The organism is Micromonospora sp. NPDC002296, assembly GCF_040296145.1.
Classification (GTDB): Bacteria; Actinomycetota; Actinomycetes; order Mycobacteriales; family Micromonosporaceae; genus Micromonospora.
Map to the genome: position 1 here is coordinate 1 of NZ_JBEOWQ010000030.1, position 11913 is coordinate 11913.

Genomic DNA, 11913 nt, shown 5'->3' on the forward strand with positions numbered 1-11913 from the left:
CGGGCCCGGCGCCGCCCCGGGGGGCGGCCTTGTTTATAAGGGTCTCGGCGGACCTGACCACCCCCGCGTGCGGGGGGGGGCGGCCCGGGATATACGGGGCCGCCCGCCACGCGGGGGGTCAGCGGGCGTACACCGACATCTCCCACAGCGAGAAGCCGTACTCGGTGCCCCGGGTCAGGCCGCGCATCCGCACGTACCGGGCGTTCCCGGCCGGGAACGCCGCCACGTCGGTGCCGCCGTCGCCGGCCGTGGTCGACCAGGCCGTGCGCCAGGTCGTCCCGTCGGCGGACACCTCGATCCGGTACGACCGGGCGTACGCCGCCTCCCAGTCCAGCACCACCCGGCCCACGGCCCGGGCGGAGCCCAGGTCGACGGTGAGCGTCTGGTCGTCGTTGCGGGAACTGGCCCACCGGGTGCCGAGGTCCCCGTCGACCGCCTTGCCCGCGGGGTAGAGGAACTGGGTGCTCGACGCGGTCACCGCCTTCCCGGCGGCGAGGTTGGTCACGTCGTCGCCGCGCTTCGCGGGGAACGAGACCACCTGCTGGTAGGTGGGCCGGTTCTGCCAGGCGATCGTGGCGTGCTTGATCCCGCCCAGCGGCGACTGGACGATCGCGTCGGCGCACCACTGGTCGCCGGCCGAGCAGGTGCCGTCGCCGGGGTAGACCTGGGCGGCCGGGGTGGCCGCCGCGCCGCGCAGCGTGTCGAGCAGGACCTGCCGGCAGCCGGCGAGGGTCCCGCCGCCGCAGTACGTGCGGCCGAGGCCGCCGGCGACCGGGTCGCCGAGCACCGCGCGCAGGTCCTTGTCGACGTACCCCCACCAGCCGTACTGGAACGACGAGCCCTTGTGCGACTGGGCCTCGGAGGGGGACTCGTTGATCTGGAGGGTGTTGACCAGCGCCTGGTAGAGGTCCGGGCCGAGCGGGGCGGAGAACATCCCCCGGACCAGCAGCGGCCACCAGGCGTCGAAGGTGCGGATCGCGTCGGCGTGCTGGTACACCTTCGAGCCCTTGGTCGTCTCCACCCGCAGCGCGCCGGCCTGCCGCCACGCCTTCAGCCGGCCGATCTCGGCGGCCAGGGCGGCGTCGCCGACGGGCTGGCTCTCCAGCACCCGGATCAGCTCGTCGAGCACCTCGACCCCGCGCAGGTCGGTCAGCCCGGCCTGCTCCACGAGGCTCGTCAGTGACGCCCGGTCGAACTTCTTCCCCGTCGCGAGGGCCGCCTTGAGCGGCCGGTCGAGCAGGTTGCCCCGGTGCACGGCGCCGAAGCTGAAGTTGCCGTCGGCCCCGCCGAAGTCCTTGGCCTGCTTGTTGTTCCAGCTCACGTAGTAGTCCTGGTCGACCGAGCGGGGGTGGGCGGCCAGCGGGGCGTACGTCGCGGTGTTCGTCGCCGGCTGGTAGCCCTGCCACTCGTACGCGGCCTCGGCCTTCATCGGCAGGTTCGGGTTCGACCCGGCGGCGCGCATCGGGTTGAGCCCGGAGTTGAAGTAGGCCGACTGGGTGGAGTTGACGTAGAACCAGTTGAACGCGTACTCGACGTTGTTCGCCGAGGCGGTGAAGGCGTCGGCGGAGCCCATCTGGGACGGGTCGTTGAACATCTGGAAGCCGATCGCGGAGTCGGCCTCGTGCCGGTAGGTGGAGCGGAGCTGGGTGAAGGCGTGCGGCTTACCGCCGACGGTCCCGCGCCAGGCGACCAGGCCGAGCTTCGTCCGCCAGGCGGTGAGCTTGTACGACCCGGCGGGCGTGCTGTCCGCCGCGGTCGGGTTCCACTTGTTGGTGTGCGCGAGCTGCTCCATCGCCAGGCACTGGCCACGGTAGAGGTAGTGGGCGCTGGTCAGGGTGGGCGCGCTGCCGTCGGTGGTGCACAGCGGCACCGCGTACGTGTCGGTGATGTCGTGGGTCGACGAGGTGGCGCTCCAGGCGTAGTCCTGGCCCCGGCCGAGCAGCACGTAGAGGTTCAGGCCGGCGAACGCGGCGCCCCGGGCGCTGATCCCCGGGCCCTGCAACTCCTGGATCATCAGTAGCTGGGGGGAGAAGTAGCCGGTCTGCGGGCCGAACACGGCGACCGGGTGACCGGTCGAGGAGTTGGCGGCGGAGACCAGGGCCGCGTTGGACATGCCCCGGTGCGCCGGGTCGATGGTCAGCCCGGACAGCGCGGCGGCCAGCTCGGAGCCCTTGCCGGCGGTGGTGGTGGCGGAGCCGGTGGGGTCGGTGAAGACCGGTTCGACCTTCGCGGAGCCGGCGTCGGGCAGCGCCACGCTGGCCGCGTCCGGGGAGGCGTTGCCGTACGGGAAGCTCTGCCCGTTGTGCAGGGTCAGCACGGTCTCGGGGTCGTTCTGGTTGCGGAAGGCCGCCCACACCTTGTCGCCCTCGACGGGGCCGTACTTGGCCCGGGCGGCGATGCGGACCAGCGCGGACTGCATCTCGTTGCCGCCCCCGCCGCCGAACAGGCCGCCGACCACGCCGGCGATGGCGATCAGGTCGGTCATCCGGAACGGCTCGGGGCCACCCTTGTTGGTGATCGCGTCGAGGTGCCCGGTCAGCACGTACTCGCCGGGGCAGTTGCGGTTGGCCATGCAGACGCCGATGTAGGCGTTGATGCCGGCGATGTACTCCTGCACGTCGGCGTAGAGCTGCGCGCCGCGCGGGCCCTTGGTGCGCAGCGCGTCGACCTGCGTCTGGAGGTCCGCGTCGGTGTAGGGCGAGTTGCGCCAGACGCTCTGCTCCAGGGCCCGGTTGCCCGGCGACCCGCCGGCGAACGGGGTGAGGGTTCCCCGGCCCACGTGGCGCAGCAGGTCCATGGTGAACAGCCGGTCCTCGGCGCCGGCGTACCCGGCGCCGTACATGGTGCCGCCGCGGGTGGTGCCGGTGACGTGCGGGACGCCGGTCGCCCTGTCCCGCAGGATGCGTACGTCGGAGCGGGGCGAGTAGTCGCGTTCGACCTGTCCGGCCGGGACGCCGAAGGAGGCGTCGTTGAAGAAGTTGCCGATCTGCTCCTCGCGCAGCCCGGCGTAGCCGTAGACCAGGTCGGCGTACTTGCCGAGCTGGTCGGCGGAGTGCCGGGGCAGGGTGCCGAGGCTCTGGTTGGCGAGGATCTCGACGAGGGTGGCGTTGCCGTTCTGGCCGGGCGGCACGATGTCGCCGCACTCGCCCAGGCAGTAGTCGTCGGCGGCGAACGCGCTGGTGGTGGCGGTGGCGGCGGTGGTGGCCGGCGCGCCCACGGCGGGGGTCGGGGGGGGGGAGGCGACGAGCAGGGCCGCGACGCCGACGGCGGCGGTCGCGCCGGCCAGCAGGCGGCGCGTGGTGGTGGGACGGGGCATGGTGATCCTCCGGGGGGATGGGGATCATGGCGGGGGACGGGTGCCGATCATTACGTGAAGAACATTCAGTTACCGGATGGTAATCTCCGCGCCCCGATATTGGAAGATGGCAATCCGTGGATCAGCTGCCGGTCACCGCGAGTGTTGAGCCGGCCGGATTCATTCGATACCCTTCGATCCCCTGGGCGGCGCCGGCCGGACCCGGTCCCGCTGTCGAGAAGGGACGTCGGATGAGACCCGCCCGCCTGCTCACCCCCGTGGCGCTGCTCGCCGTTCTGCTGCCCCCGTCCGCGCCCGCCGTCGCCGCGCCCGCCGGGGCATCCGCGCCGGCGCCGGCCGCCGTCACGTCCGGCGCCTTCTCGGTGCTCACCTACAACGTCGCCGGCCTGCCCGAACCGCTGTCCGGCAGCAAGCCGGCGGTCAACACCCGGCCCATCGGCGAGCGGGTCAACGCGTACGACATCGTGCACGTCCAGGAGGACTTCAACTACCACGCCGACCTGTACGCCACCGACCGGCACCCGCACCGCACGCCGACCAGCGGCGGGGTGCCCATCGGCGACGGCCTCAACACGATGTCCAACTACCCGCTGTCGGACTTCGTCCGGGTCAAGTGGGACGACTGCAACGGCTTCGACTGCCTCACCCCGAAGGGTTTCAGCCGGTCCCGGGTCCGGCTCGCCGAGGGCGCCTTCGTGGACCTCTACGACGTGCACACCAACGCCGGCACGACCGAGGCCGACCTCGCCGCCCGCCGGTCCAACGTCAGCCAGCTCTCCGCCTACGTCACGGCCAACTCCGCCGGCAACGCGGTGATCGTGATGGGCGACCTGAACTCCCGCTACACCCGCGTCGGCGACAACGTCCGCGACCTGGTGTCCGCCAACGGCCTCACCGACGCCTGGGTGCGCCAGGAGCGCGGCGGGGTGCCCCCGGTGCTCGGCAGCCCGGCGTTGACCTGCGACCCGGCGAACGTCACCGACGCCTGCGAGGTGGTCGACAAGATCCTCTACCGGGGCAACCGGCTGGTCCGGCTGGACCTGACCCGCTACCACAACGAGCACGCCCGGTTCCTGGACCCGGCCGGCGAGCCGCTGTCCGACCACTACCCGCACGCCGCCTGGTTCACCTGGGCCCTCGACCCCGGCCTGCGGGCCAGCGACACCTGGGGCGGCCCGCACGGCACCCCGTTCACCGACGCGGACGCCGCCGGGCCCCGGGTCGCCACCGTCTCGCTGCGCGCCGGCGCCCGGCTCGACCAGGTCGGCGTCGGCCTCGCCGGCGGCGTCACCCGCACCCACGGCGGCGGGGGCGGCACCCCGGCCAGCCTCGCGCTGGCCGAGGGCGAGCACGTCACCCAGGTCACCCTCACCCAGGGGAAGAAGGACAACCGGACCCGGATCTTCTCCGCCCGGTTCACCACCAACCTGGGACGCACCCTGTCCGGTGGCACGCCGACCTCGGACGCGGTGACCTTCACCGCCCCGCCCGGCGGGCGGCTCGCCGGGTTCTTCGGCCGGGCCGGCAGCGAGGTCGACCAGCTCGGCGTGATCTGGGCTGTCGGGGCCGGCGGCTAGTCTTCCAGGCGTGGCTGATCCCTCCACCTACCGTCCCGCGCCCGGCACGATCCCCGACTCACCGGGGGTCTACCGGTTCCGCGACGGCACCGGCCGGGTGATCTACGTCGGCAAGGCGAAGAGCCTGCGCAGCCGGCTCAGCTCCTACTTCGCCGACCTGTGGGGGCTGCACCAGCGCACCCAGCAGATGGTCACCACCGCCGAGTCGGTCGACTGGGTCACCGTCGGCACCGAGGTCGAGGCCCTCCAGCTCGAATACACCTGGATCAAGCAGTACGACCCCCGGTTCAACGTCCGCTACCGCGACGACAAGTCGTACCCGTACCTCGCCGTCACGGTCGACGAGGAGTTCCCCCGGTTCCAGGTGATGCGCGGCGCCAAGCGCAAGGGGGTGCGCTACTTCGGGCCGTACTCGCACGCCTGGGCCATCCGCGAGACCCTCGACCTGCTGCTGCGGGTCTTCCCGGCGCGCACCTGCTCGGCCGGCGTGTTCAAGCGCGCCGGCCAGGTGGGCCGCCCCTGCCTGCTGGGCTACATCGGCAAGTGCTCCGCGCCCTGCGTGGGCAGCGTCTCCGCCGAGGAGCACCGGCGCATCGTCGACGGCTTCTGCGACTTCATGGGCGGGCGCACGGACACCATGGTCCGCCGGCTCGAACGCGAGATGACCGAGGCCAGCGAGGCGCTGGAGTTCGAGAAGGCCGCCCGGCTGCGCGACGACGTCGCGGCCCTGCGCCGGGCGATGGAGAAGCAGACCATGGTGCTCGGCGACGGCACCGACGCCGACGTGGTCGCGTTCGCCGACGACCCCCTGGAGGCCGCCGTCCAGGTCTTCCACGTCCGCGACGGCCGGGTCCGGGGCCAGCGCGGCTGGGTGGTGGAGAAGACGGAGGACCTGACCCCCGGCGACCTGGTGCACCACTTCTGCACCCAGGTGTACGGCGGGGAGCAGGGCGAGGCCGACGTGCCCCGTGAGCTGCTGGTGCCCGCCCTGCCCGCCGACGCCGACGCGCTGGCCGACTGGCTGTCGGGCCGCCGGGGCAGCCGGGTGTCCCTGCGGGTGCCGCAGCGCGGCGACAAGCGGTCCCTGCTGGAGACGGTGGAACGCAACGCCAAGGACGGCCTGGCCCGGCACAAGCTCAAGCGCGCCGGCGACCTGACCACCCGCGGCCAGGCGCTCGACGAGATCAGCGACGCGCTCGGCATGCGCACCGCGCCGCTGCGCATCGAGTGCTTCGACGTCTCCCAGATCCAGGGCACCGACGTGGTGGCCAGCATGGTCGTCTTCGAGGACGGCCTGCCCCGCAAGGGCGAGTACCGCCGGTTCATCGTCCGGGGCGCCACCGACGACCTGTCCGCCATGTCGGAGGTGCTGCGCCGCCGCTTCGCCCGCTACCTCGACGCCCGCGCCGAGACCGGCGAGCTGGGGGAGGAGACCGCCTCCGACCCGGACCGGCCTGGCATCGACCCGACGACCGGGCGGCCCCGCAAGTTCGCGTACCCGCCGCAGTTGGTGGTGGTCGACGGCGGCGCGCCGCAGGTCGCGGCGGCGGCCCAGGCCCTCGCGGAGCTGGGCATCGACGACGTGGCACTGTGCGGCCTGGCCAAGCGGCTGGAGGAGGTGTGGCTGCCCGACGACGAGTTCCCGGTCATCCTGCCGCGCACCTCCGAGGGGCTCTACCTGCTGCAACGGGTCCGCGACGAGGCGCACCGCTTCGCCATCACGTTCCACCGGCAGCGCCGCTCGAAGCGGATGACCGAGTCGGCGCTGGACAACGTCCCCGGCCTCGGCGAGGTACGGCGCAAGGCGCTGCTGCGCCACTTCGGCTCGCTCAAGCGGCTCGCCGCCGCGTCGGTGGATGAGATCATCGAGGTCCCCGGCGTCGGCCGACGCACCGCCGAGGCGATCACCGCCGCCCTCAACCCGACCCCGGACGCGACGCCCCCCGCGCCCCCCGACCCAGACACGCCGGGTGACGCCTAATCCGTATTAGCACCTTGACCCGCCTACGCCCCCGCCGCGCCGGCACGGTCGCTGTCGCAAGATCGCGCTCGATCCGGGCAAGAGTGGCCTCCTTCGCGCGGGAAGGCCACTCTTTCCGTGTTCGAGCGCGATCTTGGCCGGCCCGATCTGCTGGGGCGACGGCAGCGGGCCGCCCGTGCCCGGGACGGCCTCGCGGGCTACCTCTACGACGCCTGGGAGACGTACGAGGATGAGCCGGGCGAGATCGGCGGCGCGCTGCGAGCGGCCCCGTCCAGCTTTGTGAGCAGGTGCAGCTGGACCCCGATGCACTGGCCGCCCGGCTGGCCGACATCATCGGATCAGCCGAGGTCGACTCCTGCCTCGACGAGCCGTGGGACTACCTCGGCGTGCTCGGCCGCGACCGCGTCAAGACGCTGCGGAGTCGCCGCTGACGGCCGTCACGATGCGCGTCGCGACCTCAACCCGGCTCTGTCCCGGCCGGTCTCGCCGCTGGTGGCCGAGGCTCCGGTCACCAGCGGCGGCGTGCCGGGTCAGGCCCAGGGAGCCAGGGGATACCAGGGGATGATCTCGCGGCGGGCGAGCAGCCGTACGTCCCAGTAGAGGAACGTGAACGCGCCGGCGACGATGAACGCGACCGCGGTCAGCACCGCCAGTCGGGTCGGCCGCTCGGTGAACCACCGTTGCAGTCGGGAGCCGGCGAGCCAGGCCAGCAGCAGGAACAGCACCGCCATGATGACGATGTTGCCGATGGACTGGAGCGTGAACGCCGCCGCACCGTACAGCGGGTTGCCGCTCTCCGCGGCGTCGCGGAACATCTGCCGGAACAGTCCGAACGGCCGACCGATCAGGAAGCCGGCGATCAGCGCGCCCATGAAGATCATCGGGGCGTTGGGGTACCGGCGGGCGAGCCGGGCGAACGGGTCCCGTACCACGCCGATCGAGGCCAGTCCGAGATAGACCATCACCAGCCCGATCACGCCGAAGACGACCATCGACTGGATGCTTCTCGGCGACAGGCCGCCGGGCGTGGTGGGGGCGGTGGAGAACTGCGGCATCGAGGTGCCGACGATGCCGACGATCGCGCCGTAGACGGCCGACACGGCGATCATGCCCACCGCCATCCAGCCCAGCGGCTTCAGCGGCTGGACGAACCTGCTGAACCTGCTCCCGGTGGTGGTGCCGGTCAGCGGGGCGAGAGCGCCGAAGGCGGCGATGTTGCAGGCGGTGAACGTGCCGGCGATCCCGGAGACGAAGGCGAACACGATGCCCGCCGCGATCCCCTGGATCGGTGTCTCCTTGGCGTCGTGGCCGAGGAGGGTGTTGGCGACGTTGTCGCCGATGGTCTGGTCCACGAACTCCGCCGACCAGACCACGGTCAGCAGGAACCCGCCGAGCACGCTGAGCAGGACGATCAGCGCCCGCCGTCGGGGGAAGTGCCCGTTGACGAAGGCGGACGTCCCCTCCTGCCCGGTGTCCGGCCGGAGCCCTGCCGGGGCCTCGGGCCGTCGGGGGGAATTGTGGGTCTGCGTCACGCTGCGCTCCTCACGCTGGGGGGACGAGACCCGGGCGCGGGCGCGACGGCGACGCTGGCGACGATGCCCGGACCGGGAGGCCGGTGACCGCCGGCCGCGTGGACGCGCCCGCCCAACCACCGAAACGCAGTTGATTGACACGGATCAATGTCCAACCGCAGTGTGGCGGGGCTTTCGTCGACTGACTTCTTCCATCGTGCCCAATCCCGCCACCCCAACACCCCCACAGCCGCGATCTTGCACTTGCGGCCCTCGATATGTCGCTCACGCGCCCTATGTCTGGGCCGCAAGTGCAAGATCGGCGTGGAGCGGGGCTTGGGGGGTGGAGCGAGGGGGGTGGGTGGGGTGGGGAGGGTGGGTTGGGGCGTTGGGTGTGGGCTGCGCCGGGGGGTGGGGCTCGGCGGGATAGAGTCGCAGATTGGCTGTGCGCGGTCATCTCGACCGTGGCGTCATCCGTGGGGGAGTAGGCAGTGAACGAGGCGCGGACGCCCGAGGTTCCGGTGACCAGCGATCCGACATCGGAGGCGGAGACCACCCTGGTGGTGGTGACCGGCGTGTCCGGCGGTGGTCGCAGCACCGTGGCGCGGGCGCTGGAGAACGTCGGCTACTACGTGGTCGACAACCTGCCCCAGGCGCTGATGCTCGACATGGCCGAGCTGGCCGTCAAGGCCGGCGGCGCGGCCCGGCGTACCGCGATGGTGCTGGACGTTCGCTCGCGCGCCTTCTCCACCGACCTGGTCGGGGCGATCCGGGAGCTGAAGGAGCGGGGCTTCTCCCCCCGGGTGGTCTTCGTCGACGCCGACGACGAGGTGCTGATCCGCCGGTTCGAGAGCGTCCGGCGGTCGCACCCGTTGCAGGGCGACGGGCGGCTCGCCGACGGCATCGCCGTGGAGCGGGGCCTGCTGGAGGAGGCCCGGGACCAGGCCGACGTGATCATCGACACCAGCCACCTGAACGTCAACCAGCTCCGCCGCCGGATCGAGGAGTTGTTCGGCGGCGAGGACAGCCGCCGGCTGCGGGTCACCGTGCTCTCCTTCGGCTTCAAGTACGGCCTCCCGCCCGACGCCGACTTCGTCCTCGACGCCCGGTTCCTCCCGAACCCGTACTGGGTGCCCGAGCTGCGCGAGCACACCGGCCGGGAGGAGGCCGTCAGCGCGTACGTGCTCGGCCAGGAGGGCGCGGACGCCTTCGTCGGCACGTACGCGGACCTGGTCAACGCCACCACCGTCGGCTTCGAGCGGGAGGGCAAGCGCTACCTCACGGTGGCGGTCGGCTGCACCGGCGGCAAGCACCGCAGCGTCGCCATCGCCGAGGAGCTGGCCGCCCGGCTGCGTCACGCAGGCCTCGCCGCCAAGGCCCAGCACCGCGACCTGGGGCGGGAATGACGCCGACGCGGGTGGTCGCGTTCGGCGGCGGGCACGGCCTGTCGGTGTCCCTGCGGGCGCTGCGCCGCTGCGCGCCCGAGCTCGACCTGGACATCACCGCCGTGGTCACCGTCGGCGACGACGGCGGCTCCAGCGGTCGGCTGCGTGCCCGGCGCGGCGGCCTGCCGCCGGGAGACCTGCGCCAGGCGTTGGTGGCCCTCGCCGGCGACCACCCGGCCACCAGGCGCAGCGCGAGGCTGTTCCAGCACCGCTTCGCCGGCACCGCCGGTGACCCGGCGGACACGGACGACGGACTCGCCGGGCACGCCGTCGGCAACCTGGTCCTGTGCGGGCTGATCGAGCTGCTCGGCGACCCGGTCGCCGCGCTGGAGCACGCCGGGGCGATGCTCGGCGCGGTGGGCCGGGTGCTGCCGATGTCCCGCCAGCCGGTCGGCATCGAGGCCCGGGTGCGCGGCGTCGACCCGGCGTGCCCGGACGAGGCGCGCACGGTGAGCGGGCAGCACCAGGTGGCGGTCACCACCGGGCGGGTGGAGTCGCTGCGGCTCACCCCGACCGCTCCGGCGGCCTGCGCGGAGGCCGTTGCGGCCACCGCCGAGGCGGACTGGTTGATCTTCGGGCCGGGAAGCTGGTACACCAGCCTGCTGCCGCACCTGCTGGTGCCGGGGCTGGCCGCCGCCATCGTGGCCAGCCCGGCCCGCCGGCTGGTCACCCTCAACCTGGCGGCGGAGAAGGAGACCCTCGGGCTCTCCCTGGCCGACCACCTGGCCACCCTGCGGCACTATCTGCCCGAGTTGACGGTGGACGCAGTGCTGGCGGACTCCAAGGCGGTGGGCGATCCCGGCCCCGTCGAGCGTGCGGCAGAATCGCTGGGTGCCCGGCTGCTCCTCGCCCCGGTCGCCGTCACCGACGGCGGGCCCCGTCACGATCCGGCAGCCCTGGGCGCAGCCCTGGTGCCTGTCCTGGGCGCCGATCGTTAAGCACGTACGTAATCTCCGGCGACACGCCGGAACCGGTCCGTGAGGGGGCGCACAATGGCGATGACGGCTGCGGTCAAGGACGAGCTGAGCCGGGTCGACGTGCCCAAGCCCTGCTGCCGGCGGGCAGAGATGGCGGCGCTGCTGCGCTTCGCCGGCGGGCTGCACATCGTCTCCGGTCGGGTGGTGGTGGAGGCCGAACTCGACACCGGGGCGGTTGCCCGGCGGCTGCGCCGGGAGATCGCCGAGGTCTACGGCTATTCCAGCGAGATCCACGTGCTGGCCTCCGGCGGGCTGCGCAAGGGCAGCCACTTCATCGTCCGGGTGGTCAAGGACGGCGAGGCCCTGGCCCGGCAGACCGGGCTGCTCGACGTCCGGGGCCGGCCGGTACGGGGGCTGCCCCCGCACGTGGTGGCCGCGAACGTCTGCTGCGCGGTGTCCGCGTGGCGGGGGGCGTTCATGGCGCACGGCTCGCTGACCGAGCCGGGCCGTTCCAGCGCCCTGGAGATCACCTGCCCCGGCCCGGAGTCGGCGCTGGCGCTGGTCGGCGCGGCCCGCCGGCTCGGCATCACCGCGAAGAACCGCGAGGTGCGCGGCGTGGACCGGGTGGTGGTCAAGGACGGCGACGCGATCGCCGCGCTGCTCACCCGGGTAGGAGCACACTCCAGCGTGCTGGCCTGGGAGGAGCGCCGGGTGCGCCGCGAGGTGCGGGCGACGGCCAACCGGCTGGCCAACTTCGACGACGCCAACCTGCGCCGCTCGGCGCGGGCCGCGGTGGCCGCCGCCGCGCGGGTGACCCGGGCCCTGGAGATCCTCGCCGACGACGCCCCGAACCACCTCACGTCCGCCGGCCAGCTGCGCCTGGAGCACCGGCAGGCGTCCCTGGAGGAACTGGGCGCGCTCGCCGACCCGCCGCTGACCAAGGACGCCATCGCCGGGCGGATCCGCCGGCTGCTGGCGCTGGCCGACAAGCGGGCCCGTGACCTGGGCATCCCGGATACGGAAGCGGCCGTCACGCCCGACATGCTCGTGGTCTGATAGGACGGTGGCGGTAGGCGGACGGCGGCGCGAGCGGGGGCGGTCGCCGGCCCGCCCCGCCGCACGTCCCCGGGCCGGGACCCGGCCCGGGAACGCGAAGCGGATCACCA

Annotated in this window: 8 protein-coding genes; 6 read left to right on the plus strand and 2 right to left on the minus strand. The window is 73.0% G+C overall.

Features of this window, described 5'->3' with window-relative positions; all coding sequences use genetic code 11:
* Nucleotides 1-118: 118 nt before the first annotated feature.
* The gene (locus tag ABT023_RS21155) at nucleotides 119-3316 is read right to left on the minus strand and encodes a penicillin acylase family protein (protein ID WP_350888099.1); all 3198 of its coding nucleotides are present in this window, start codon (nucleotides 3314-3316) and stop codon (nucleotides 119-121) included.
* Nucleotides 3317-3546: 230 nt separating this feature from the next.
* Between ABT023_RS21155 and ABT023_RS21160 the strand changes: the two genes are divergently transcribed.
* From ABT023_RS21160 to ABT023_RS21170, 3 genes are all read left to right on the plus strand, one after another.
* On the plus strand, nucleotides 3547-4893 hold the full coding sequence (locus ABT023_RS21160) for a jacalin-like lectin (RefSeq protein WP_350888100.1): 1347 nt from the start codon (nucleotides 3547-3549) through the stop codon (nucleotides 4891-4893).
* Nucleotides 4894-4903: 10 nt separating this feature from the next.
* On the plus strand, nucleotides 4904-6874 hold the full coding sequence (gene uvrC, locus ABT023_RS21165) for an excinuclease ABC subunit UvrC (RefSeq protein ID WP_350888101.1): 1971 nt from the start codon (nucleotides 4904-4906) through the stop codon (nucleotides 6872-6874).
* Between the two features lie 287 nt (nucleotides 6875-7161).
* Complete coding sequence (locus ABT023_RS21170) at nucleotides 7162-7305, plus strand: hypothetical protein (protein WP_350888102.1); 144 nt, start codon at nucleotides 7162-7164, stop codon at nucleotides 7303-7305.
* A gap of 99 nt (nucleotides 7306-7404) precedes the next feature.
* On the opposite strand, the gene ABT023_RS21175 is transcribed toward ABT023_RS21170, so the two are convergent.
* On the minus strand, nucleotides 7405-8406 hold the full coding sequence (locus tag ABT023_RS21175; RefSeq protein WP_350888103.1) for a hypothetical protein: 1002 nt from the start codon (nucleotides 8404-8406) through the stop codon (nucleotides 7405-7407).
* Between the two features lie 470 nt (nucleotides 8407-8876).
* On the opposite strand from ABT023_RS21175, the gene rapZ reads away from it, so the two are divergent.
* The 3 genes from rapZ to whiA are packed head-to-tail and all read left to right on the plus strand — an operon-like array spanning nucleotide 8877 to nucleotide 11803.
* A complete protein-coding gene (rapZ, locus tag ABT023_RS21180) occupies nucleotides 8877-9791 on the plus strand; it encodes an RNase adapter RapZ (RefSeq protein ID WP_350888104.1) in 915 nt (304 codons plus the stop codon).
* Entirely contained in the window at nucleotides 9788-10768 is a 981-nt protein-coding gene (locus ABT023_RS21185; protein WP_350888105.1) for a gluconeogenesis factor YvcK family protein, read from the plus strand. The genes rapZ and ABT023_RS21185 overlap by 4 nt, the downstream gene beginning before the upstream one ends.
* A gap of 54 nt (nucleotides 10769-10822) precedes the next feature.
* Complete coding sequence (gene whiA / locus ABT023_RS21190; protein ID WP_350888106.1) at nucleotides 10823-11803, plus strand: DNA-binding protein WhiA; 981 nt, start codon at nucleotides 10823-10825, stop codon at nucleotides 11801-11803.
* The last annotated feature ends 110 nt before the right edge of the window (nucleotides 11804-11913 follow it).